The organism is Mycobacterium asiaticum, from assembly GCF_001668675.1.
GTDB lineage: Bacteria > Actinomycetota > Actinomycetes > Mycobacteriales > Mycobacteriaceae > Mycobacterium > Mycobacterium asiaticum_D.
This window is the reverse complement of the sequence record NZ_LZKQ01000337.1, coordinates 30,651-52,872: the sequence shown is the minus strand read 5'-3', so window position 1 is coordinate 52,872 and position 22,222 is coordinate 30,651. Positions and strand designations below refer to the sequence as shown.

Here is a 22,222-nt window from a genome sequence, read left to right as displayed (position 1 = left end):
GGCGCTCGCCACCCCTGCGGTCGCGCACCGGATCACGCTGCGACCGGAGATGTGGGTCCGCAAGATCCAGGGCGCGGGCACGGGCGAGCTGAACCAGATCGAGCTCGGCTCGTGGGCTGGCGCCGACGGCGACCTGGGGATGGTGCCGCGTCGCGGTGGCCAGCGAAACGACATAGTGCAGGACGTCTTCATGCACCGATACCTGCTCGACGGATTCCCGCATCGCCAGCAGGTCGTGCGCATCGACGACCTGGTTGACGGTTGGTTCCGCCGATCCGCGTTCCAGGCGGCGCCGTAACATCGCGGTCTCGTCTTCCTCGGACAGGTAGCGCAGCTCCAGCCGGATCGAGAACCGGTCGAGTTGCGCCTCCGGCAACGGATACGTGCCTTCGTATTCGATGGGGTTGTCAGTGGCCAACACGATGAATGGCGTTGGCAGTTTGTGGGTTTGGCCATCGATGCTGACCTGTCCCTCGGCCATCGCCTCCAGCAGGGCCGCCTGAGTTTTGGGCGGTGTCCGGTTGATCTCGTCGGCGAGCAGCAGGTTGGTGAAGATCGGCCCGCGCCGGAACTCGAAGCGCCCCGACTGCATGTCGTAAATGGTCGAGCCCAACAGGTCGGCCGGCAGCAGATCCGGGGTGAATTGCACCCGGGTGAATTCCAGTCCCAATGCGGCTGCGAAGGAGCGCGCGATCAGGGTCTTGCCGAGTCCGGGCAGATCCTCGATCAGCACGTGGCCACGGGCCAGGACTGCGGTGAGGATCAACGTGAGGGCCGCGCGCTTGCCGACGACGACGCGTTCGATTTCGTCGAGCACCGCCTCGCACTGGGCGGTGGTTTCTTCAACTGACCTAGCGGCCGGCGTTGTCATACCTGCTCCAACCTTCGCAGAATCTCCTCGAGCGCCGCCCGACCGGGCCCCGGCTGGTCGGCAGCCGCATACCCCACGTTATTCGGGTTTACCCATTCCCAAAGTTCGGGCCCGAACAGCATTTCCCCGGTGGCGCGGAATGCGGCCGGATCTTTCGCCTGCCGTTGGCCCGTCGTGAGTTCGAAGCGTCGCGCCAACATCGGGCGCAGATGACGGTCCCAGTCCGCGCGCGTGGAATCCGACCACCGGATCGTCGTCTCGGTACTGGCCAACCAGCGGCGCAACGAGTCGGCGAGATCGTCGGACTCCGGTTCGGCCGCCGGCTCGTTCGGGTGGCCCAGGGCGCGGCGGATGTTGAGCAGCACCAACGTCAGACCCACGCCGGCGGCAAGCAGCACAAACCGGCGATCCTGCGCCACCAGCAACAGCAGCTCCGTTCCGATGATCAGCAGAATGCCCAGGGCCAGCAGCCTTTTCATACCGCCTCACTCGAGCGGGGCGCGATCTCGTCGAGTACCAGCTCCAGCACGCGTACGGCTGTTTCCCGGTGCCCTTCGTTCATCACATGCGGACTGAACCGGGCTTCCTCGAACAGGTTCACCAACTCGACGGCGGTGTCGGCGCGGAGCGCACGATGTGCCACTGCCCGGGCCAGTACTTCGGTGGGGGTGTCGGCTTCCTGCGGGACGGCCCCGGGGACGTTGGCCAGCTCGCGCTCCATCGCCGCATAGCAGGCGATGATCGCCTCGCGCGGCTGGCGGCTCAGGTCGGCCATTTCGGCCAAGCCGACTTCGGCTGCGCGCACGAGTGATTCGGAAGCGGCCTCCGGCGCCGGGGAGTCTTTACGATTGAGCGCCGGGGGCGCGGGCGCCGCCGGTTGCCGTCGTCGGCGCGAAGCAATGACGCCGCCGGCGAACAGCATCAGCAGGACCGGTACGAACGCCAGGAGGGCACCCAAGGTGTCCCCATTGTCGTTGCGGTGGGACGGCTGTTTCGGTGGTGGCCCGTCGCGGGGTACCGACGGTGGGGCTGGCGCCGAACTCTGTTGCGGTGCATCCAGATTGATTTCAGGCGGGGCCCACAGGCGCGACAAAAGCAGCGCAATCACCAGCCAGGCCACGATCACTCCGAGCGCGATCAGCACGACGCGCCAACTCGGCCGTTCGCCGCTCCCGCGGCCCAGCATTTCCGAGAGGTTGCCCGTGCTCGGTGCCACCGCGCGCGGGTCGCGGAAGCGGGCGATGAGCGAGAACGCCAGCAGTCCCACGGTTGCGGCGATTGCCGCGACGAGAAACATCAGCGGAGCGCGATTCCCGCCGTCGTCGGCGAGCCGTGCGTCGTGCTGCGGCGGTAGGTACCCACGCAGGGCGGCAGCGGCCACGATCAACAAGACGAGCACCGCGACCACGCGGCCCGTCGGCTTGTCGAACATCAGCGGAAGGCCACTAAGTGCCTCATAGCCGAAGGCTAGCGGCGCGCGGCTACCCCGGTCCAGTGGCGACGGCGGCTTGTCACTGGGACGGGGTACTATCGCACATATGTTCGAACTAGCGGAATTGACGTCGCTCGACCCGGCGGCGGGCGAAGCCGAACTTGTCGCCCGTATCACCGCGTTGGAGCAGGTCAAGAGCGCAGCCGCGGCGGGTCAGGCCCGTGCGGCGGCGGCACTTGCCACCGCCCGGCGAGCCGCCGAAACCGCGGCCGGGGTGCCCGCGGCCAAACGCTGCCGCGGCCTGGCCAGCGAGATCGCCCTGGCCCGTCGGGATGCTCCGGTCCGCGGCGGTCAGCACCTGGGCCTGGCCAAGGCGCTGGTCCACGAGATGCCGTACACGCTGGCCGCTCTGGAATGCGGAGCGCTCTCGGAGTGGCGGGCCACCCTGATCGTGCGCGAATCGGCCTGCCTGGACGTCGAAGACCGTCGCGCCCTGGACCGCGAGATGTGCGCCGACGTGGACAAGCTGACCGGCAAGGGCGACAAGCGATTGACGGCCGAGGCTAAAGCCATCGCCTACCGCCGCGACCCGCACGCCGTTGTCGATCGCGCGGCCAAGGCCCCGCAGGACCGGACGGTGACCATCCGGCCGGCGCCGGACACCATGAGCTGGGTGTCAGTCCTGCTGCCCGTCGCGCAGGGCGTCGGGGTGTATGCCACCCTGCGGCGCATCGCCGACACCACCTTCGATGGCCGATCCCGCGGCCAGGTCATGGCGGACGCTGTGGTCGAGCGAATCACCGGCAGCCCCGCCGATGCCGCGGCGCCGGTCGCGGTCAACGTCGTGATCTCCGATACCGCACTGCTCGGCCAGGACACCAGCTCCGCCCTGCTCGACGGCTACGGACCGATCCCCGCCGAGGTGGCCCGGACCATGATCGACAACGCCCTAACCGATCGGCGCTCCCGGGCGAGCCTGCGCCGCCTCTACGCGCGCCCGAGCACCGGAGCCCTGGTCGCCATGGAATCCCGCAGCCGCACCTTCCCCCGCGGCCTCGCCCGCTTCATCGGGCTGCGCGACCAAACCTGCCGTACTCCCTATTGCGACGCCCCGATCCGCCACCGCGACCACGCCCAGCCCTGGCGGCGCGGCGGCAAGACCAGCGCCGGCAACGGCCAGGGTCAATGCGAACTGTGCAACTACGCCAAAGAAGCGCCGGGCTGGCTGGTCACCACCGGCACCAGCGAGGGCCGGCACAGCGCCGAGTACACCACCCCCACCGGCGCCCGCTACCGGTCGACCGCACCACCTCTGCCCGGCTACCCCAGAGTTGATATCAGCGAAGTCGAAACCGGCATCGCGATCACGCTGATCGACCGTCACGCCGCTTGATCAGAGGCGGAACGGTGTGAAGGTGCCGTCGAGCACCTGCAGGTGCCCGATGGTGCGCCCGGTCACCACGGCGGGGTCCACCCTCGTGAGTTGCACTGCCGCTTGGGCGAATTCGTCGGCCGAACTGACTTCGTCGAAGCTGCGCGCATAGTAGGACAAGCCTGGCGTCATGATCGCTTTGGACGGCGCGAGGGCGTTCACCGCAATGTTGTACTCCGCGAGATCGTATGCGGCGCATTGGGTCAGATGCTCGAGCGCTGCCTTGGAGCCACCGTATCCGGGCAGCACGCCACCACTGCGGTCCGGATAGGGCCCGTCGCCGGGCAGCCGCGACGCGACCGAGGTGATGTTGACGATCGAGCCGCCGCCCGCGGTGATCATGTCGGGGCTGACCAGCTGCATGAGTTCGTAGGCCGCGAAGATCGAGATCTCGAAATGCCGGCGGTAGGCGGACAGCGGGGTGCTGACGAAGCCTGGCCAGCCGGGTTTCGGCTTGGGAGTCGCAGACTTGGGACGTGGCTGCGCGCCCGGGCGGCCGGGTGCGGTGAAGGCGGCGTTGTTGATCAGTATCGTGATGGGGCCCAACGCGTCTCGCGCGGTGTCCACCAGCCGGACTATGTCGTCACGCTCGGTCAGGTCGGCTCGGACGGCCACCGCCCGTCCGCCCGCCGCCTCGATATCGGCGACGGTCTCGCCGATGGTGCCGGGCAGCCGGTCATCCCAGACCGCTTCGGTGCGGCCGGCCACGGCTACCGCTACACCCTCGGCGGCCAAGGCCAGCGCGATCGCTCGGCCCAGGCCGCGGCTGGCGCCGGTGACAATCGCCGCCGTCATCGCGTGACCCCGTGCACGATGATGGCGGTGGTCTGCTGCACCCAGGAGTCGTCGAGTTTTCGGTCCGGGTACAGCAGCATCCGCAGCATCGTGGCTCCTCCGATCAACTCGATCAACCGGTCCGGGTCGACGTCGGGATGCGCCTCCCCCCGCTCCACAGCTTCCCGCAGCCGAAGCCGCACCGCGGTGAACAAGTCCGCGAACCGGGACATGACGCGGGCGTTGAGCTCGGCGTCCGCGGTCATGTCGGCGACGAGCCCCGGCAGGGCGGCGCGCACGACCGGAGTGGTGAAGACGTCTCGGGTCGCCTCGATCATCATCGCGATGTCGGCGGCGAAATCGCCGGCGGGCGCCACCAACGCGGTCGGCGCGACCGGGAACGCCGCCTCGTGCACCAACTCGGCCTTGCTGGACCACCTGCGGTACAGCGCCGACTTGGTGGTCCCGGCACGTTCGGCGACCGCGGCCAGGCTCAGACTCGAATAGCCGATGTCCACAAGCAGTTCCGCCGTCGCGGCAAGGATGGCAGAGTCGATACGCGGATCCCGGGGCCGCCCGGCACCGGGGGCCTTGTCAAGGGTTGACGGGTCTGCTTTCATAACGCTACCTACCGTATCGTAATTACCCCGCAAAGGAAGCATCGTGGCCAATGAACCGGCGGTCGAAGAGATAGGCCGCATGCAACGCTCGAGCCGCGACACCGCCACCGTCCCGAGCTTGATGTCGCAATGGCTGTCGACCGTGCTTCCCGTTGCCCCGGAGGTCACCGTGGAAAGCGGTGTGGACTCGACGGGCATGTCCTCGGAAACGATCATCCTGACTGCCCGGTGGGACGGGCAGGAGCAGAAGCTGGTGGCACGCGTGGCGCCGACCGCCCAGGACGTGCCGGTCTTCCCCACCTATCGCCTCGACCATCAATTCGAAGTCATCCGCCAGGTCGGCGAACTGACCGACGTCCCAGTCCCACAGGTGCGCTGGATCGAGAACACCGGGGAGGTGCTGGGCTCCCCGTTCTTCCTGATGGATTATGTCGACGGGGTGGTACCACCCGACGTCATGCCATATACGTTCGGCGGCAACTGGTTTGCCGACGCGCCCGCCGATCAACAGCGTAAGCTGCAGGATGCCAGCGTCAAGGTACTGGCCACCCTGCACTCGATACCCCAGGCCGAGCAGACGTTTGGCTTCCTCACCGAGGGACTGACCGGCGACACCGCGCTGCGCAAGCATTTCAACTGGGTCAAGTCCTGGTACGAATTCGCGGTCCCGGATATCGGCCGGTCGCCGCTGGTCGAACGCAGTCTGCAGTGGCTGCAGGACAATTGGCCCAAGGATGCCGATGCCCGCGAACCGGTCCTGCTGTGGGGCGATGCCCGGGTGGGCAACGTGTTGTACCGGGATTTCGAGCCGGTCGCGGTGCTGGACTGGGAAATGGTGACGCTGGGCCCTCGCGAACTCGATGTCGCCTGGATGATTTACGCGCACAAGGTGTTTGAGGAACTTGCCAACCTGGCGACGCTGCCGGGCCTGCCGCAGGTGATGCGCGAGGAGGATGTCCGCGACACGTACCGGCAACTCACCGGCGTGGAGCTCGACGACCTGCGGTGGTTCTATGCGTATTCGGGAGTGATGTGGGCCTGCGTGTTCATGCGCACCGGCGCGCGGCGGGTGCACTTCGGTGAAGCCGAGAAACCCGACGACGTGGAGTCGCTGTTCTACCACGCCGGATTGATGAAACGCTTTATCGGAGAGGATCAGTGATGCTAGGCCCGCTCGACGAGTACCCGGTACATCAACTCCCCCAGCCGATCGCCTGGCCCGGTTCCTCCGACCGAAACTTTTACGACCGCTCCTACTTCAACGCCCACGACCGCACCGGCGACATCTTCGTGATCACCGGCATTGGCTACTACCCCAACCTGGGTGTGAAAGACGCGTTCCTGTTGATCAGGCGCGGCGACACCCAGACGGCGGTGCACCTTTCTGACGCGATCGACCAGGACCGGCTGCACCAACACGTCAACGGTTACCGGGTCGAGGTCATCGATCCGTTGCGGAAGCTGCGCATCGTTCTCGACGAAACCGAAGGCATCGCAGCCGATCTCACCTGGGAAGGGCTGTTCGACGTCGTCCAGGAACAGCCGCACATCCTGCGCTCCGGAAACCGGGTGACGCTCAACGCACAGCGGTTCGCGCAGCTGGGCAGCTGGAGCGGGCACCTGTCGGTCGACGGCGAGGAGATCAACGTAGACCCCGCCCGATGGATCGGCAGTCGGGACCGATCCTGGGGCATCCGCCCGATCGGTGAACCCGAACCTGCCGGGCGCCCGGCCGATCCGCCGTTCGAGGGCATGTGGTGGCTCTACGTGCCGATCGCGTTCGACGACTTCGCGATCGTGTTGATCATCCAGGAGGAGCCGAACGGCTTCCGTTCACTCAACGACTGCACCCGGGTGTGGCGCGACGGCCGGGTCGAGCAGCTGGGCTGGCCGCGGGTGAAGATTCACTATCGTTCGGGCACCCGCATCCCAACCGGAGCGACCATCGACGCGACCCGCCCCGACGGCACCCCTGTCCACTTCGACGTGGAATCCAAACTGCCGGTGCCGATCCATGTCGGCGGCGGCTACGGCGGCGATTCGGATTGGCTGCACGGCATGTGGAAGGGCGAGAAGTTCGTCGAACGGCTCACCTACAACATGACCGATCCGGCGATCGTCGGCCGCTCCGGCTTCGGCGTGATCGACCATGTCGGTCGGGCCGTATGTCGCGACGGCGACGCCGCCCCGGTCGAAGGCTGGGGTCTTTACGAGCACGGCGCTTTGGGCCGGCACGACCCGTCGGGCTTCGCCGACTGGTTAACCGTCGCGCCGTAGTGGCGATCGCGAGGGCGGCGTAGCCGGGCGAAGCGGGTCGCCACCATCGTGCCGTAGTGGCGATCGCGAGGGCGGCGTAGCCGGGCGAAGCGGGTCGCCACCATCGTGCCTGAGCTCGTCGATGATCTCGGCCAGCGTGGACAGGCCGATCGGCGCTGCCTGATACAGGAACACGCTGTCCGCCACACCGTCCACCCGGGCGCGGATATGCGCGGCGATCTGGGCGGGAGTGCCGCACGCCGCGATGGTGTGCATCATCTCGTCGTCGATCAATCCGGCCATCTCCTGCCAACGGCCCTGCTTGGACATCGCGTTGAGCTCGGGCTGCAGGTCCTCCCAACCATGTGCGGCGAGCACCGGACGGTAGGCGGGGGTTGACCCGTAGAACGCCAGTAGTCGACGGGTACCGGCGGCCGCCCGCTCCAGTGCCTCCTCGGTGTCGCCGGCCGACACGATGATCTCGGGAATGATCGTGAAGTCCTCGGACCGTCGCCCGCTGGCCTGCAGACCGGCCCGCACCGCGGGCAGCGTGTTCGTCTGCAGGAACCGCTTGGAGCCGAACGGCATCACCAGCAGGCCGTCGGCATGTTCGGCCGTGGCCCGGGTGAGCCGGGGGCCCAGGGCGCCCACAAAGATCGGCGGTGGCCCATAGGGATTCGGGCCGGGATTGAAGGTCGGCGTCATCAGCGTGTGCCGGTAGTAGTCGCCGCGAAAGTTCAAGCGGCCACCGGTGTTCCACGCTTCGAAGACGGCGCGCAGCGCCGCGATCAACTCGGTCATCCGCGCCACCGGCCGGTCGAACTCGGCGCCGAATCGCTTCTCGATCTGCGGCCGGATCTGCGTGCCGAGTCCCAGGGTGAACCGACCGCCGCTGAGCAACTGGTGGTCGTTGGCCTGATGCGCCAGGTGTATCGGGTTCCGCGGGAACGCGATCGCCACATTGGTCATCAGGTCCAGTCCGCCTACGGTGGAAGCCAACGTCAACGGTGCGAACACGTCGTGCGGGCCCTCGAAGGTGGCAACACCGCTTGCACCGGCGTCACGCAGCTCACGGGCCCGTTCGGCCGCATCGGCAAGGCCATACAAAGCGGTGAAGACTTTCAAAGCGCCTACCTCAGTTGCGTGGCGGGGACGGCGGGGCAAAAAGAACAGTACGGAACCTCACCCCGATGCTGTTGACTAGAGGACGTGACAAACCCCCCGCGGACTGTCGATGTCGTCGTGGTGGGCGCCGGCTTCGCCGGGCTTGCCGCAGCTCGCGAACTGACGCAACAAGGTCACGACGTGCTGGTACTCGAAGGCCGCGACCGCGTCGGCGGGCGTTCGTTCACCGGCAGCGTCGCCGGCCTGCCCATCGACCTGGGCGGCTCGTTCGTCGGCCCCACCCAGGACGCCGTCAAAGCCCTCGCCGCTGACCTGCGGATCCCGACCACGCCGACCCACTACCAGGGCAAGAACATCATCCGCTGGCGGGGCTCGTCGCGCCCCTACCGGGGCACCATCCCCCGGCTCTCGCTGCTCGGCCTGCTCGACATCGCGCGATTGCAATGGCAGTTCGAGCGGATCTCGCGCACCGTGCCGGTGGCAGCCCCCTGGAATGCGCGGCGGGCGCAGCAACTCGACGAGGTGTCACTGGCCCAGTGGCTGCGCCTGATCCGCGCCACCGCCTCCTCGCGTGACCTGATGGCCATCATGACCCGGGTGACCTGGGGATGTGAGCCCGACGATGTGTCGTTACTGCACGCCGCCCGCTATGTCCGCGCGGCCGGCGGCATGAACCGGCTGCTCGATACCCGAAACGGCGCGCAGGAGGACCATTTCCCGGGCGGCACCCAACAGATCGCCCTGGCCGTAGCCGCCGAACTCGGCGACCGGGTGCTGCTCAACTCCCCCGTCCGTCGCATCGACCGGCATGGCTCCGGCGTCACGCTCACCACCGAGCACGGCCAGGTCGAGGCCGGCTTCGTGATCGTCGCCGTCCCACCCGCGCACCGGGCCGCCATCGAGTTCAATCCCCCGCTGCCGCCCGAATACGAGCAACTCGCCAACAACTGGCCCCAGGGTCGGCTCAGCAAGGCCTACGCCGCGTACAAGACACCGTTCTGGCGAAAGAACGGGTTCTCCGGACAGTCCTTGTCCGACCAGGGCCCGGTATTCATCACCTTCGACCTCAGCCCGCACCCTGACGGGCCCGGCCTGCTGCTGGGTTTCGTCGATTCCCGCAGTTTCGATGCGCTGTCACCCGAGCAGCGCCGCAAAGAGGCGCTGGGATGCTTCGCCGCGCTGTTCGGGGACGAGGCCCTCGAACCCCTCGACTATGCCGACCACCGTTGGGGCGCAGAGCAATTCGCGCCCGGCGGGCCGACCGCCGCGGTGCCGCCCGGTTCGTGGACGAAGTACGGGCGGGTGCTGCGCGCACCGGTCGGCCCCATCCATTGGGCCGGCACCGAGACGGCCGACAATTGGACCGGGTACTTCGACGGCGCGGTCAGATCCGGCCAGCGTGCCGCCGCCGAAGTGGCCGCGTTGCTATGAGCCGAGTTGCTATGAGCTGATCAACCGGTAGCGCTCGTGCCGGGCCATCGCGGATTCGGCGAGGCCACGCAGTTCCCGGCTGACCTCGGCCGGCCGTTCCAGCATCGAGCAGTGACCGCCGGGCAGTTCGACCAGGCCGATCACGTTGGGTGCGTCGCGGGCGATCCGGCGAGAGTGACTGATCGGTGTCAGCCGGTCCCGCTGGCTGCCGATGACCAGCGTCGGCACCGTCAGGCCATCGAGATTGAGGTAGCGCGACCCCACCTCGGCCATCAGCATGCGGGCGCAACCGCCGCGCCCCGCCGGCGAGGTCTGCTCGAAGAGCTCGTACACCAGCCGGGCGGTGGCCGGATCGGTGCCCGCGCCGACCGCCATCATCGCCACCAGGTGCTGGCTCGGTATCCGCGCCAGCGCGGGAAGCGGCAGTCCCCCAACGGCATTGATCAGGGTGCGGCCGGCCAGCACGCGGGCCGGCGACAAGCCGCGCGGCACCGACAGCAACTTGATCTGGCGCAGCAGGTCCCCACTGGCCGTGTTGATCAGCGCCACCGCATCGGCTCGCCGCGCGACCTTGTGCCGGTAGCGCTCCGACCAGGCCTGGATGGTCATGCCGCCCATCGAGTGCCCGGCGATCACCGCACGCTCATACGGGGCGAGTGCGGCATCCAGCACGCAATCGAGGTCGGAGGCCAGGTGTTTGAGGCTGTAGCCGCCGCGCCGCGGCACGCCGCTGCGGCCGTGGCCGCGATGATCGAATGCGATGACGCGATATTCGGTTGCCAAATCAGCGATCTGATAGGCCCAGGCCCGGATGGCACAGACGATGCCGTGCGTCAAAACGATCGGGTAGCCGTCCGGCGGCCCGAACACCTCCGCGTGCAGTGGCGTGCCGTCGGCGGCGCGGACCGAAAGGATGCGGCTGGGCGGTAGGTCGACGGGCAGTTGCTCACCCGATCTGCCACGGTCAGTGGACTTTCGAGCACTCATCGTCGCTCCCCCCTCGGCGGCTCCGTTGCCGCCCTCCGGTGTCCCGCGAGTTTACCCGCACGTGATGTGCGGCCAATCACATTCCAAGAACACAAAACGGTAACGGCGTATGGGACCCTGACACTCGTGTCCCCCATGTCCCGTCGGGACTTCCTGGCGGCAAGCGTCGTCATGGCGGGTACCGGGCTGGCCGCGGGGTGCGAACCGCGTCCGGTGGACAACAAGTCGGTCCTGGTCATCGGTGCCGGCATGGCGGGGCTGGCGGCGGCGGCCAGGGCGGCCGACGCGGGCCGGCCGGTGCGGATCATCGAGGCCCGCAACCGGATCGGCGGGCGGATCGACACAAATCGCGACTGGGGTACAGCGCTGGAAATGGGCGCGTCGTGGATCCACGGCACCACGAACAACCCGCTGCTGGAACTGGCCGACAAGGTGCACGCCCAGGTCGTGCCGACCGACTACAACCACCCCGTCAAACTCGCGATCGACCCGCCCTTGCAGCCGATCACCTTCGAGGCCAAAACATGGCGCGACCTGGTGTCCGACGCGCGCGAGGAAGCCGTGGGCGGCAGCCTCGGTGCCGCCGTCGCGGCGCAGGCCGATCGCGAGGAACTCTCCGACCGGGAACGTGCCGAGCTGGCTTACTACGTCACCACCGAGATCGAAGACGAGTACGCCGCCGACGCGGACCAGCTCTCGGTCAGCACGTTCGATCAGGGCAGCTATACCGGCGGCCCGCAGTCCGTGGTGACCAGCGGCTACGACGCATTCCCGCGCTCGCTGGCCGACGGCCTCCAGATCGTCTTCAATGCGGTCGTCAATTTGGTTGCGCAACACGGTAACTCGATCACCGTGCGAGCCGGCGACAGAGTATTCCAGGGACCCGCGGCCATTGTCACGGTTCCGCTCGGGGTGCTGAAATCCGGGGCGATCACGTTCGACCCGCCACTGCCGGAGGCACACGCTCATGCCGTGTCCGCGTTGGGATTCGGCGTGCTGTCCAAGAGCTATTTCCGGTTCCGGCAGCGCAGTTGGGATCAGGAGAACGCCTTCTACCAGTATTTGGGCGCGGCGGAGAACCGGTGGGCGCAGTGGTTCACCCTCCCCGCCGCGGCCGGGCCAGTTGTGTTGGCGTTCAATCCCGGTCGCACGGGGCGATACGTGGAATCGGCTCCGCCCGCCGATCTGCTGGCCGCGGCGGCACCCATCGCCCAACGGCTGTTCGGCGCCGACGTCGTCGACGTCCGATCCTCGAGGTGGACCGTCGACCCCTATGCCCTGGGTTCGTACTCCTACCACGCACCCGGTTCCGGCCCCGAGGACCGGCGTCGGCTGCAGGAACCGGTCAGCGACCGCCTCTACCTGGCCGGTGAGGCCGTGGGTTCGGACAACCCCGCGACCGTCCACGGTGCGCTGCTCAGCGGCCGGCACGCGGCGGCCGAATTGTTGCGCCGCTTGGGCTGACGCTGTTCCTCAGTAACTTTCGAATGCCGCCGCGGTGCGCCAGCTCGGCCAGGTGGTCTCCCACACTCGGTGGATCCGCCCGTCGCGAAAGGCCGCGATGAGCACGACCTCGATCCGGGTGGGCTGCTCGCCGGGCCGTGCCGTGGTGATCCATACCCGTCCGGCAACCTTGTCCGCGGCTTCCACCCATGCTTGGTCGTCGTACTCGACCTGATAGGTGATGGCGGTCGCGTACAAATCCCGATGACTGTCGCGGAACGCGGCGAAATCCTGACTGAGACCGTCGGAGGTCATCACAAGGTCCGGGTGGTAGTAGTGCTCGATCAGGTCAGCATTCTTGCCGACGACCATTCGGTCGAACATCTCGCGAAGCAGCGCGACGGACACCGCGCCAGCCTAAGCCGGGTTGATCGGCAGGCGGGCACGCCTGGCCCGGTTGATCGCCGTCCACAAGGCACGTTCGCGGGCGTTGTCGGCGATGAAAAGCATCTCGTCGCCCGCCTCCAGAACGTCGTCGGGCCCGGGAACGATCACAGCGTCGCCCCGGACCACGCTGACCAAGCCGGTGTTCTTCGGCAGCTTGAGCTCCGCCACCTGCTGGCCGACCAGCGGATTGTCCTCGGGCAGGGTCAGCTTGGTCAGGGCAGTCCGGCCCTCCCGGAGTCCCATCAGGCGGACCAAGTGGCCGACGTCGATGGCGCCCTCGATGCCGGCGACCATGGCACCCGGTGTCGAGACCGCGACGTCGATGCCCCACGACTGGCCGAACAACCACTCGTTGCGGACGTCGTTGATCCTGGCCACCACCCTGGGCACACCGAACTCGGACTTGGCCAGCAGGCCCACCACCAGGTTGGCCTTGTCGTCACCGGTCGCCGCGATCAGCACGTCGCACGTCTGCACGCCCGCTTCCTCCAACGAGGCCATTTCGCAGGCGTCGGCGTACAGCCAGTCCGCGTCGGGGACCTTGTGCGGCTCGAAGTTGCGTCGCTGCCGTTCGATCAGCAGGATCTTGTGCCCGGCGTCCAGCAACTCCTGGGCAACGGAACGGCCGACATTGCCGGCGCCGGCAATACCGATCCGTAACTTCCGCTTGGCCACACCCCATCTTTGCGTATGGCTGTGCACCGAGCGCGGCGTAGGTCCGGGCTGATCTAATGGCAGCACGCCGATATCGGCGCCACCCGTCCGTACAAGCCGTGGCAGCGATCGCTGTCGCGGTCGCGTGTGAACTGGAACAAAATGACCCTCGAGCAGCTGTACCTGACTCTGTCGATCGGCGGCCTTGTGCTGCTGGCCAGCATTGTCGGTACCCGCGTGGCCACGGTCGTGGGGTTCCCTAGTCTGCTGCTGTTCCTGCTGGTCGGGGTGGCAATCGGCGAGGACGGGCTGGGCCTGCAGTTCGACGATGTGGTGCTGGCCAGAAACGTCGGCACCGCGGCGCTGGCCGTCATCCTCGTCGAGGGCGGCTTGACCACCCGCTTCAGCGACATCCGCAAGGTGCTGGCGCCCGCTGCCGCCCTGGCCACCGGCGGGGTGGTCATCAGCACGCTGGTCACCGCGGTCGGCGCCCACGTGCTGCTGCATTTCGACTGGCAGCTTGCGCTGCTGCTGGGTGCCATCATTTCCTCCACCGACGCGGCGGCGGTCTTCTCGGTGTTGCGGGTGCTGCCGTTGCCGCGACGCTTGGCGGGGCTGCTGGAGGCCGAATCTGGATTCAACGACGCGCCCGGCGTGATCCTGGTGCTGATGTTCAGCGTGGTGCCCTTTGTGCTCGAGCCGGAGGGCGCGGCTATCGACCTGGTATATGAACTGCTCGCAGGCACCGCGATCGGATTGGTGGTCGGTTATCTCGGGGCTTTTGGGCTGCGGCGGATCGCACTGCCCGCGTCCGGGTTGTATCCGATCGCGACGTTCGGACTGGGACTCGTCGCGTTCGCGTCCGCCGGCGACGCCCATGCCAGCGGATTCATCGCCGCGTATGTCGCCGCGGTGGTGTTGGCGAACCTGGGACTGCCGCACCGCTCGGCGACCCGCTCGTTCGCCGAGGGGGTTGGTTGGCTGGCGCAGATCGGGTTGTTCGTCCTGCTCGGACTGCTCGTCGACCCCAGCGAGCTGGCCGGCGACGTGGTCCCGGCGGTCGTCATCGGACTGGTGTTGCTACTGGTGGCACGCCCGCTGTCGGTGGTGGGCACGCTCGTCTGGTTCCGCATTCCGTGGCGCGACCAGGCGTTTTTGTCGTGGGCCGGGCTACGCGGCGCGGTGCCCATCGTGTTGGCGACGTTCCCGATCGTCGCCGGCGTGGCCGGCAGTGGGCGACTGCTCAACATCGTGTTCGTGCTGGTGCTCGTCTTCACCCTTATCCAGGGTCCGAGCCTGCGGCCCATCGCACGCGTTCTGGGCCTGATTTCGCGGGAAGCCACTCGGGAGATCCAGGTGGAAGCCGCGCCGCTGGACATGCTGGACGCCGAACTGCTGACCATGACCGTGCAGAAGCCGTCCCGCCTGCACAACGTCACCATCCTGGAACTGCGCCTGCCCGATCCGGCCGTTATCACCCTGATCATTCGAGACGGCCACACCTTCGTCCCCGAGCCGGATACCCGGATTGAGAGCGGCGACGAACTACTGATCGTGACCACGAGCAAGACGCGTGCGGCCGCCGAGGCTCGGCTCCGCGCGGTCAGCCGACGCGGCAAGCTTGCGCACTGGTTCGACGAATACGGCGAGATGGACTAAAACCTCGGTTTATCCAGGGTGAAGGCGGCGTCTTCGACGAGAGCGCCAAGGTGCAGCCCCGGACGCAGCCAGGTCGGCAACGGTCCGGCCGAGGAGACGCCCACGGTGACGAATGCGGGCCGGATCCGGCCGGAGAAGGTCAGCAGCGAATCGCCGATGCGGCCGTCGGCGAACTCCTGGCGGGCGGTGGCCTTGGTCTTCAGCGGGATGGCCGGCCCGGCAATTCGCGGGGTTGCGCTGACCGTCCAGGACACTTCGTCAAGGCCGCTGCCGGTGATCAGTCCCCCAGCGGCCAGTTCGCCGTCGAAGCGGGCCAGCGTCTTGGGCATCGCCCAGTTGGTGCGGCCGCCGACCAGGCTCGACTCCGAATTCACCGACATGAAAGCCACGTTGCCCCACGGCCGGACACCGGTGCGGGACGCGATCATGCCGAGCACCTCGTCGTAGGCGCCGACCGGTGTGTCGGTGTAGCGGACGAACCCGCCGACGGTGGCCAGCGCCGGGCTGCCGGACAGGGCGGGCGGCAACGCGGCGGCCGCGGCGCGCCCGCCGCGACCCAGCCACAGCAGCGCCGAGCAGCGGCACTCCCACGGTGCGGGCGCCTCGTTGGCCGGCAGGGATGCGACCAGTGCCGCGCTAAGGGCGGTCTCCGGCACTCCCCGCAGTCCGGTCAGTTCGATCCGCGTGTTGATGTCCCCCATCGCTACTCCTGATCTTCGATGCGCGCCTGATACGACGCCCGTTCCTCGCGATTCGACTCCGCGGTGACCTTGTTACCACGCGACCACCGGAAGGCCGCATCGCTGACGGGAGTAGGCAGGGTGGTGGTGCCCCTCGACACCAGCACGACTCATAGCAACCCGAGGGCCCGCGTGGTGCTGGCCAGGTGAGTACGCACCGCCTCGCGGGCAACGTCCAGATCGCCGTCGCGCAGCGCTGCCGCGATCCGCTCGTGTTCGCCGATGATGTTGACCAGGCGCTGGCCGTCACGCGCCGATTCTCCGATCATGCGCATCTGGCGGTCCCGCAACGTCGAGTAGAAGCCGGCCAGGATCGAGTTGCCCGCCGCGTCCAGGGTGAGTTGGTGGAAGGCGCGGTCGGATTCCAGAAAGTCTGCGAGCCGGGACGCGGCGGCGGCGTCGCGTTGCCGTTGGAGTTCTGTCGAAAGCTGTTCGTAGAGTGCGGCTCCCGCCTGCGGACCCCGCTGCAGAACGGCACCCACCGCGAAGTCTTCCAACACCAGCCGCGCTTCCAGCACCCCGCGCACCTCGTCCGGCGAAACCGGCACCACCAGCGCACCGCGTTTGGGATACAGCCGCAGCAGACCCGCGGCCTCGAGCTGTAGGAAGGCCTCGCGTACCGGTGTCCGCGACATACCCAGCGCGTTGGCCACTTCGCCCTCACTGATCAATTCGCCGCCGGGAAATGCCCCGGTAAGCACCCGGGACTTGACGTAGTCCAGCGCTCGATCCTTGGCAGCGCCCGGCCCGCTGGCCGTCTCCAACGCCATGCCGGCCTCCTTGCGGCTAAGTCGTATCCCGACTGTAACGACGACTCCGCCTTGCGTCTTAGATACAAGATAGATACTATTTAGATGTTAGCAGTCGACGCAAGGAGATGAGGCCATGACAGTCACGACAGACACGCTGGACCCCACCATCCCGGCACCGATGGCCGATGTCGCCGAGTTCGGATTCGAGGGCAGGTTCGAGGACTGGGCCAATGACGCCCGCTACTTCGAGTACACCCAGGCCGCCGACCCCATCGGTTCCGGACACACCCCTGCGGTGCCGATCGCCCAGTTCAGCTCCGAGCTGTACCAGGACCAGCCCACCGGCATCATTCCGCTGGACCTGTCCGGTGACATGGGCATCACAACCGGAGACGCCACCAGCCCGGCGCTGCTGGCCAACTTCGTGCGGATCCGGGCCGGTGAGCAGATCGGCACGAACCCCAACGCCACCTCGCAGCTGTACTACGTCCTGTACGGGCGCGGCATGGCGGCGGTCGACGGCCGGCTGGTTCAGTGGGAGAAAGGCGACTTCCTGACCCTGCCCGCGGGTGCGCACACGGTGTTCTACGCCGACGCAGACGCGGCGATGTACTGGGTGCACGACGAGCCGCTGCTGCGGTATCTCGGCGTCCGGGCCACCGAGCCGCGCTTCCGCCCCACCAAGTTCCGTCGCGCGGACGCCGTCGCCGAACTCCAGCAGATCGCCGCGCAGCCGGGAGCCCACACCAAGAACCGGGTGAGCGTGCTGCTGGCCAACGCCGAGCAGCGGCAGACGCTGACCCTGACGCACGTGTTGTGGGCGATGTTCGGGGTGCTGCCGCCCGGCCGGGAGCAGCGCCCACACCGTCACCAGTCCGTCGCGCTGGACCTGATCCTCGACGCGCAGCCCGGTTGCTACACGCTGCTGGGCACCCGACTCGACGATTGTGGCCAGATCGCCGACCCGATCCGGGTGGACTGGCAGGCCGGTGGGGCGTTCACCACGCCGCCGGGGATGTGGCACGCGCACTACAACGAGTCCGGCGCACCGGCTCATCTGATCCCGGTGCAGGACGCCGGGCTGCAGACCCACTTGCGCAGCCTGGACATGCAGTTCAGCCGTCGGCGCTCCTGAAGGGAGTTAAAGTGTTGCGCGCCGGGGCTTTTAGGCTTGTTTGCCTGCTTCGACGGTTGCGATCTTGCTGAAACCGCTGACGGTGAGCACGCGGACCAGCAGCGGGTGGACGATCACGTGCAGGTCGTCGACCACGTCGGCATGGTCGAAAAGTGCGTTGATACCAGCGCTGTCCAGATATCTGACCGCACTCAGATCGATGGTGATCGGATCACGGGTGCCTCCGTTGGCCGCGGCGAGCGCGCGGGTGAAGACGTCGATGTTGCTCAGGTCGATCTCGCCGATGGCCGTCACCCGTGGCGTCCCGTCGGCATCGCGGTCCGTGTTCAGCGTGAGCGGTGTGGCCATCAGGTGATCCTCGCGTACATGTGAACTGTCGTTCCCGCTTCACTGGAATCGATGCTGAGATCCTCCATCAGGACTCGCATCAGGTCGATGCCGCGGCCGCGGCTGAAACCGGGGATTTCAGCCGGCGGCTTCCACACCCCGGTGTCGGCCACGGTCACCTGCAATCGGTCGACGATTGCGGTTGCGCGCAACGAGACGGTGCCCGTGGGGCGGTCCCGCAGACCGTGCTCGATCGCGTTGGCGACGGCTTCACCCGTGGCGACGAGCACGTCCTGAATCTGGTCCGGGTCAACTCCCGCCTGAATCAGCCAGTTGCGCAGGGCGGCTCGGCTCGGGGCGAGTTCGCTCGCGTCGGCGGAGATCTCCATGGCCAACGGTGCCGGTTGCCGATACAGCAGCATGGCTACGTCGTCTGGATAGCCACCGCCGGGCTCCAGCACGGACATCAGTTGATCCGCAACCTCTTCCAGACCGTGCGAGCGGCCGTCCTGCACAACGTCGGCGGCCCGGGCCATGCCGTCGTCGAGTGACACACCGCGCCGCTCAATCAGACCGTCGGTGTAGAGCAGCAGCGTGGCGCGCGGCGGCATGATCACGTGCGTCTCCGGTCGGTTCCACTGCGGCCGGAGCGCCAGCGGCAGACCGTGCTCGCCGCCGAGCATGACTCTGGTGCCGTCGGCGTACACCATGATCGGCGGCGGGTGACCGGCACTGGAATACACCAACTCCCCGGTGTCCCGGGTCAGCACGGCGCAGAAGGCCGTGGTGCATCGCGCGCCCGGCAGTCGCGCCGCGAAGCGGTCGAGCGCGCCCAGCGCGGCGCCCGGACTGGGTTGTTCGAGCAGCAGTGCGCGACAGGCACTGCGCAATTGACCCATGACGGTCGCGGCGGCCAAACCGTGGCCGACGCAGTCGCCCACGATCAATGCCACACGCTTGTCGTCGAGTTCGACCACGTCGTACCAGTCGCCGCCGACCTGCAGCGGGTGAGTGGCCGGACGGTAGCGCACCGCGAATCCGTCCGGCAACCGCGCCGGGCCGAGCATCGCATGCTGCAGTGCGACAGCGGTTTCGCGCTGTTCGTCCAACTGGTAGACGCGGTGCAGTCCTTGGCTGAGCCGGCCGGCCAGCACCGTGAGCAGGGTGCGGTCCTCGCGGGTGAAGCGTCGATGTTCGGACAGCTCCACCCAGACGACCAATCGGCCACGCGGATGCTGCAACGCGATGCCCGCCGCTCCGGCTTCGGCGATGATGCTCAACAGATCCGCGTCCCGCAGCGACTCGATCGATTCACGTTGGCGTGCCGTCAGCTCTGTCCATTTGGCCGGTTCACCCGCGCACAGCAGGTTAGGCGTCGGGTTCTCCGGTAGTTCGCCGACGAACGTCGCGCCCAGGACCCGCCGGGCCCGCCACACCCCGCTGAGTACCTCGAGTGCACCCTGCAGCGCTTGGCGCAACGTATCCGCTTGCACCAGTTGTTGGTTGAGTCCAGCTAGGGCCGTTTGGCTTTGCACCGCGTAGTGCTCCGCGGTGACGTCACGGAACGTGCCCACCATGACTCGCCGTCCCGAGTCGGGGTCGTTGGCATGGTTGAAACTGACGTTGATCCACACCCGATGGCCATCGCGATGGGTGACCGGCACGGTGAAGGCACCCTGGGTGTGAGTCAGCAATCCGGCAAAAGCCGCCTCGACCTGCCGGCGGGAGTCCGGCTCGGTCGCGGCGTCCGGCCACCAGGGATGCAGAGGTTCGTATGGCAGGTCTTCGGGTCCGTAGCCCAGGATTTCGGTGAAGGCGGCATTGATTTCCACGACCGTGCCGTGCTCGTCGCAGACGAAAAAAGCCTCCTGCAAAGAGTCCACCAGCGCGGTGCGCCAGCGGGAATGATAGTTGCGCAAGCGCGCCAGTTGAACGTTGGCACGCACCCGGGCGAGCAGGTCCGCCGCCGCAAACGGCTTGACCAAATAGTCGTCAGCTCCGGCCAATAGCCCTTCGACCGAGGCTTCCTGGCCGGCGCGCGCGGAGAGCAGCAGCACCGGCAGTGCGGAGGTGCGCGGATCCTTCCGTAGCGCCGCCAGGAGCTGCAGACCGTCCATGCCCGGCATCATGACGTCACTGATGACCAGATCGGGCAGCCGGGATCGGACCGCCTCCAACGCCAAAATGCCGTCGCCGTAACCACTTACCTCGTATCCCGAGGCGGCGAGCAGGCTGGATAGATACTCGCGCATGTCGACGTTGTCGTCGGCGATCAGCACGCGCGCCCGCACGCCTTCGCGTTCGCCCTCGGCGGCTGCGGGCGCGAGAGCGGGAACGGCCGGAGTGCTTCCGGTCTCCCCCGGCAGCCAACGCAACGCCTCCTGCACGTACGGTGCCGCGATCGCCCCGGTCGCCGAGCGCGTCTCCGACGCTGCCACGACATCGTCGGTCGGCAGATGAGCCGCACCGAACGGCAGCCGGACCGTGAAGGTGGTGCCGGCGCCTTCGCGGCTGTCCGCGGTGATGGTGCCGCCGTGCAGGCCGACGAGCTCTTTGACCAGGGCCAGCCCGATACCGCTGCCCTCGGATGAGCGGGCCCGCGCGGATTCGATGCGGTGGAAACGCTCAAAGAGCCGGGGCATTTCGGCCGACGGCACGCCGATCCCGGTGTCGCTCACGGTCACGACCGCTTCACTGTCGCGGGAGACCCGGACGCTGATCTCACCGTCGAAGGTGAACTTCAGCGCATTGGAGAGTAGGTTCAGCACCACCTTCTCCCACATCTCACGGTCCAGGTACACCGGCTCGCCCAGTGGCGGGCAGTCGACGGTGAACGTCAACCCGGCCTGGTCGATTGCCGAGCGGAACACGCTGGCCAATTCCGCTGTGACCGAAGAGATTTCGACGGGCTCAAATTGGGCCCGCATCCGACCCGCCTCGATACGGGAGAAGTCGAGCAGCGTGTTCACCAGCTTCGCCAACCGTAAGCCGTTGCGATACACCAGCTCCAGCTCTTGACGCGCCGCCTCGTCGACACCGCTGACTCGGCTGCGCAGCTGGTCGACCGGTCCGAGGATCAACGTGAGCGGCGTGCGGAATTCGTGACTGATATTGGAGAAGAAGGTGGTCTTGGCGCGGTCGAGCTCGGCGAGCTCCTCGGCGCGCCGCTGCTGGGTCTGGTAGCTGCGCGCGCTACCCACCCCGGCGGCGATGTATCCGGCCACCAGCTCAACGAAACCCCAATAGCTGTCGTCGATTTCACGGTGCCGGTTCAGGCCGGCGACCAGAAAACCGACGGGTGCGCCGCCGCGCTGCAACAGCGGCACCAGCAACACCTGCGTGGGTGGCTCGCTCCAGGCGCCGGTCGGCAGATCCATTGCGGCGCCGTCGAGTTCGACGAGTTCGGGATGGCCTTTGCTCGCATTCTGGACGGGCCAGACGCTGCCTCCGTCGCGGGCGAGCGTTTCCGGGGCGGCGGGATGACCGCGGGAGATTCCGCTGACACCGGCCAGATGCGCGTCGCCGTCGTCGGCGAAGAGGTAGGTCAGAGTGAACGGCAGATCGTACGGGTTGTTCGCGAGTTGCTGGGCTACGAAATCGAGCATCTGCCGCTCGGTGCGGACCACGCTCGGGTCCGAACCCAGGTCGCGCAGCGTGGCCATCCGCCGTTCCGCGATGACCCGTTCGGTGTCTTCGCTGACCACACACAGCATGCCGACAACGCTGGCGTCCTCGTCACGCAGTGGGCTGTAGGAGAAGGTGTGGTAGGTCTCCTCGGGATAACCCGACCGCTCCAGGATGAGCAGCAGGGCTTCGTCCCAAGTGGCTTCGCCGGTCGACAGGACTCGGTCGACGCGCGGCCCGATGTCGGCCCAGATCTCGGCCCAGACTTCGCTGGCCGGGCGTCCCAGCGCCCACGGATATTTCCGGCCCAGTGTGTCGCGGCGGTAGGCGGCGTTGCAGAAGAAGGTGAGTTCCGGTCCCCATCCCATCCACATCGAAAACTGGGACGACAACAGGATGTTCACGGCCGTACGCAGGCTTTGCGGCCAGTCGTCGACCGGCCCCAGCGGGGTGGACGCCCAGTCGACCGCGGCCAGATCGCGTCCGATCTCCTGGTCTGCGCGGAAGACCACT

The 22,222-nt window shown here is 67.5% G+C and carries 19 protein-coding genes and 2 pseudogenes; 7 read left to right on the top strand and 14 right to left on the bottom strand.

Features of this window, described 5'->3' with window-relative positions; translation table 11 throughout:
• From A9X01_RS28620 to A9X01_RS28610, 3 genes and pseudogenes are all read right to left on the bottom strand, one after another.
• Positions 1–871, bottom strand: a pseudogene (locus tag A9X01_RS28620) (AAA family ATPase); the annotation flags it as partial.
• Complete coding sequence (locus A9X01_RS28615; protein WP_065123937.1) at positions 868–1,350, bottom strand: hypothetical protein; 483 nt, start codon at positions 1,348–1,350, stop codon at positions 868–870. The pseudogene A9X01_RS28620 and the gene A9X01_RS28615, both read right to left, overlap by 4 nt.
• Positions 1,347–2,303, bottom strand: a complete 957-nt coding sequence (locus A9X01_RS28610; protein WP_065123936.1) for a DUF4129 domain-containing protein — start codon at positions 2,301–2,303, stop codon at positions 1,347–1,349. Before A9X01_RS28610 ends, A9X01_RS28615 begins: the two co-directional genes overlap by 4 nt.
• Before the next feature lie 106 nt (positions 2,304–2,409).
• Here A9X01_RS28610 and A9X01_RS28605 point away from each other — a divergent pair, with 106 nt between their 5' ends.
• Positions 2,410–3,696: an HNH endonuclease gene (locus A9X01_RS28605; protein WP_065123935.1), complete on the top strand. Its 1,287-nt coding sequence runs from the start codon at positions 2,410–2,412 to the stop codon at positions 3,694–3,696.
• Here A9X01_RS28605 and A9X01_RS28600 read toward each other — a convergent pair whose 3' ends face one another.
• Positions 3,697–4,530 carry an SDR family NAD(P)-dependent oxidoreductase gene (locus A9X01_RS28600; protein WP_065123934.1) on the bottom strand — a complete coding sequence of 278 codons (834 nt, stop codon included), beginning with the start codon at positions 4,528–4,530 and terminating at the stop codon, positions 3,697–3,699.
• The gene (locus A9X01_RS28595; protein WP_065036453.1) at positions 4,527–5,129 is read right to left on the bottom strand and encodes a TetR/AcrR family transcriptional regulator C-terminal ligand-binding domain-containing protein; all 603 of its coding nucleotides are present in this window, start codon (positions 5,127–5,129) and stop codon (positions 4,527–4,529) included. The genes A9X01_RS28600 and A9X01_RS28595 overlap by 4 nt, the downstream gene beginning before the upstream one ends.
• Positions 5,130–5,172: 43 nt before the next feature.
• On the opposite strand from A9X01_RS28595, the gene A9X01_RS28590 reads away from it, so the two are divergent.
• Both A9X01_RS28590 and A9X01_RS28585 read left to right on the top strand, forming a co-directional pair.
• Positions 5,173–6,291 (top strand): phosphotransferase family protein, encoded by a 1,119-nt coding sequence (locus A9X01_RS28590; RefSeq protein ID WP_065123933.1) that lies wholly within the window; start codon positions 5,173–5,175, stop codon positions 6,289–6,291.
• A complete protein-coding gene (locus A9X01_RS28585; protein WP_065123943.1) occupies positions 6,291–7,406 on the top strand; it encodes an Rv3169 family protein in 1,116 nt (371 codons plus the stop codon). The genes A9X01_RS28590 and A9X01_RS28585 overlap by 1 nt, the downstream gene beginning before the upstream one ends.
• 108 nt (positions 7,407–7,514) lie before the next feature.
• On the opposite strand, the pseudogene A9X01_RS28580 reads toward A9X01_RS28585, so the two are convergent.
• Positions 7,515–8,510, bottom strand: a pseudogene (locus A9X01_RS28580) (TIGR03617 family F420-dependent LLM class oxidoreductase); the annotation flags it as partial.
• Positions 8,511–8,594: 84 nt separating this feature from the next.
• Between A9X01_RS28580 and A9X01_RS28575 the strand changes: the two are divergent.
• Positions 8,595–9,941 (top strand): flavin monoamine oxidase family protein, encoded by a 1,347-nt coding sequence (locus tag A9X01_RS28575; protein ID WP_065123932.1) that lies wholly within the window; start codon positions 8,595–8,597, stop codon positions 9,939–9,941.
• A gap of 9 nt (positions 9,942–9,950) precedes the next feature.
• On the opposite strand, the gene A9X01_RS28570 is transcribed toward A9X01_RS28575, so the two are convergent.
• Positions 9,951–10,928, bottom strand: coding sequence for an alpha/beta fold hydrolase (locus A9X01_RS28570; RefSeq protein ID WP_065123931.1), 978 nt, complete (start codon positions 10,926–10,928; stop codon positions 9,951–9,953).
• Positions 10,929–11,054: 126 nt separating this feature from the next.
• On the opposite strand from A9X01_RS28570, the gene A9X01_RS28565 reads away from it, so the two are divergent.
• Positions 11,055–12,392: a flavin monoamine oxidase family protein gene (locus A9X01_RS28565; RefSeq protein WP_065123930.1), complete on the top strand. Its 1,338-nt coding sequence runs from the start codon at positions 11,055–11,057 to the stop codon at positions 12,390–12,392.
• Between the two features lie 9 nt (positions 12,393–12,401).
• On the opposite strand, the gene A9X01_RS28560 is transcribed toward A9X01_RS28565, so the two are convergent.
• Positions 12,402–12,779 carry a nuclear transport factor 2 family protein gene (locus tag A9X01_RS28560; RefSeq protein ID WP_065123929.1) on the bottom strand — a complete coding sequence of 126 codons (378 nt, stop codon included), beginning with the start codon at positions 12,777–12,779 and terminating at the stop codon, positions 12,402–12,404.
• 9 nt (positions 12,780–12,788) lie between these two features.
• Positions 12,789–13,493 (bottom strand): potassium channel family protein, encoded by a 705-nt coding sequence (locus A9X01_RS28555; protein ID WP_065123928.1) that lies wholly within the window; start codon positions 13,491–13,493, stop codon positions 12,789–12,791.
• Between the two features lie 141 nt (positions 13,494–13,634).
• Between A9X01_RS28555 and A9X01_RS28550 the strand changes: the two genes are divergently transcribed.
• Positions 13,635–15,131 (top strand): potassium/proton antiporter, encoded by a 1,497-nt coding sequence (locus A9X01_RS28550; RefSeq protein WP_065123942.1) that lies wholly within the window; start codon positions 13,635–13,637, stop codon positions 15,129–15,131.
• On the opposite strand, the gene A9X01_RS28545 is transcribed toward A9X01_RS28550, so the two are convergent.
• From A9X01_RS28545 to A9X01_RS28540, 3 genes are read right to left on the bottom strand one after another with little or no spacing between them, the layout of a single operon-like run.
• Positions 15,128–15,832 carry an acetoacetate decarboxylase family protein gene (locus A9X01_RS28545; RefSeq protein WP_065123927.1) on the bottom strand — a complete coding sequence of 235 codons (705 nt, stop codon included), beginning with the start codon at positions 15,830–15,832 and terminating at the stop codon, positions 15,128–15,130. The genes A9X01_RS28550 and A9X01_RS28545 overlap by 4 nt on opposite strands.
• A 2-nt stretch (positions 15,833–15,834) precedes the next feature.
• Positions 15,835–15,978, bottom strand: a complete 144-nt coding sequence (locus tag A9X01_RS30275) for a hypothetical protein (protein WP_155772330.1) — start codon at positions 15,976–15,978, stop codon at positions 15,835–15,837.
• A gap of 3 nt (positions 15,979–15,981) precedes the next feature.
• Positions 15,982–16,641, bottom strand: a complete 660-nt coding sequence (locus A9X01_RS28540) for a GntR family transcriptional regulator (RefSeq protein WP_065123926.1) — start codon at positions 16,639–16,641, stop codon at positions 15,982–15,984.
• A gap of 115 nt (positions 16,642–16,756) precedes the next feature.
• Between A9X01_RS28540 and A9X01_RS28535 the strand changes: the two genes are divergently transcribed.
• The gene (locus tag A9X01_RS28535) at positions 16,757–17,758 is read left to right on the top strand and encodes a cupin domain-containing protein (RefSeq protein WP_065123925.1); all 1,002 of its coding nucleotides are present in this window, start codon (positions 16,757–16,759) and stop codon (positions 17,756–17,758) included.
• Positions 17,759–17,788: 30 nt separating this feature from the next.
• Here the strand turns inward: A9X01_RS28535 and A9X01_RS28530 are convergent, their stop codons facing one another.
• Positions 17,789–18,106 (bottom strand): STAS domain-containing protein, encoded by a 318-nt coding sequence (locus A9X01_RS28530; protein WP_065123924.1) that lies wholly within the window; start codon positions 18,104–18,106, stop codon positions 17,789–17,791.
• Positions 18,106–22,221, bottom strand: a complete 4,116-nt coding sequence (locus A9X01_RS28525) for a SpoIIE family protein phosphatase (RefSeq protein WP_253849478.1) — start codon at positions 22,219–22,221, stop codon at positions 18,106–18,108. Before A9X01_RS28525 ends, A9X01_RS28530 begins: the two co-directional genes overlap by 1 nt.
• Position 22,222: the final 1 nt, after the last annotated feature.

Bases quoted from the DNA above. Each gene is read 5' to 3' on its own strand.
- A9X01_RS28570 (WP_065123931.1), bottom strand. From the start codon at position 10,928: ATGAGTGCTCGAAAGTCCACTGACCGTGGCAGATCGGGTGAGCAACTG.
- A9X01_RS28610 (WP_065123936.1), bottom strand. From the start codon at position 2,303: ATGTTCGACAAGCCGACGGGCCGCGTGGTCGCGGTGCTCGTCTTGTTG.
- A9X01_RS28595 (WP_065036453.1), bottom strand. From the start codon at position 5,129: ATGAAAGCAGACCCGTCAACCCTTGACAAGGCCCCCGGTGCCGGGCGG.
- A9X01_RS28530 (WP_065123924.1), bottom strand. From the start codon at position 18,106: ATGGCCACACCGCTCACGCTGAACACGGACCGCGATGCCGACGGGACG.
- A9X01_RS28605 (WP_065123935.1), top strand. From the start codon at position 2,410: ATGTTCGAACTAGCGGAATTGACGTCGCTCGACCCGGCGGCGGGCGAA.
- A9X01_RS28585 (WP_065123943.1), top strand. From the start codon at position 6,291: ATGCTAGGCCCGCTCGACGAGTACCCGGTACATCAACTCCCCCAGCCG.
- A9X01_RS28600 (WP_065123934.1), bottom strand. From the start codon at position 4,530: ATGACGGCGGCGATTGTCACCGGCGCCAGCCGCGGCCTGGGCCGAGCG.
- A9X01_RS28540 (WP_065123926.1), bottom strand. From the start codon at position 16,641: ATGGCGTTGGAGACGGCCAGCGGGCCGGGCGCTGCCAAGGATCGAGCG.
- A9X01_RS28615 (WP_065123937.1), bottom strand. From the start codon at position 1,350: ATGAAAAGGCTGCTGGCCCTGGGCATTCTGCTGATCATCGGAACGGAG.
- A9X01_RS28535 (WP_065123925.1), top strand. From the start codon at position 16,757: ATGACAGTCACGACAGACACGCTGGACCCCACCATCCCGGCACCGATG.
- A9X01_RS28550 (WP_065123942.1), top strand. From the start codon at position 13,635: ATGACCCTCGAGCAGCTGTACCTGACTCTGTCGATCGGCGGCCTTGTG.
- A9X01_RS28545 (WP_065123927.1), bottom strand. From the start codon at position 15,832: ATGGGGGACATCAACACGCGGATCGAACTGACCGGACTGCGGGGAGTG.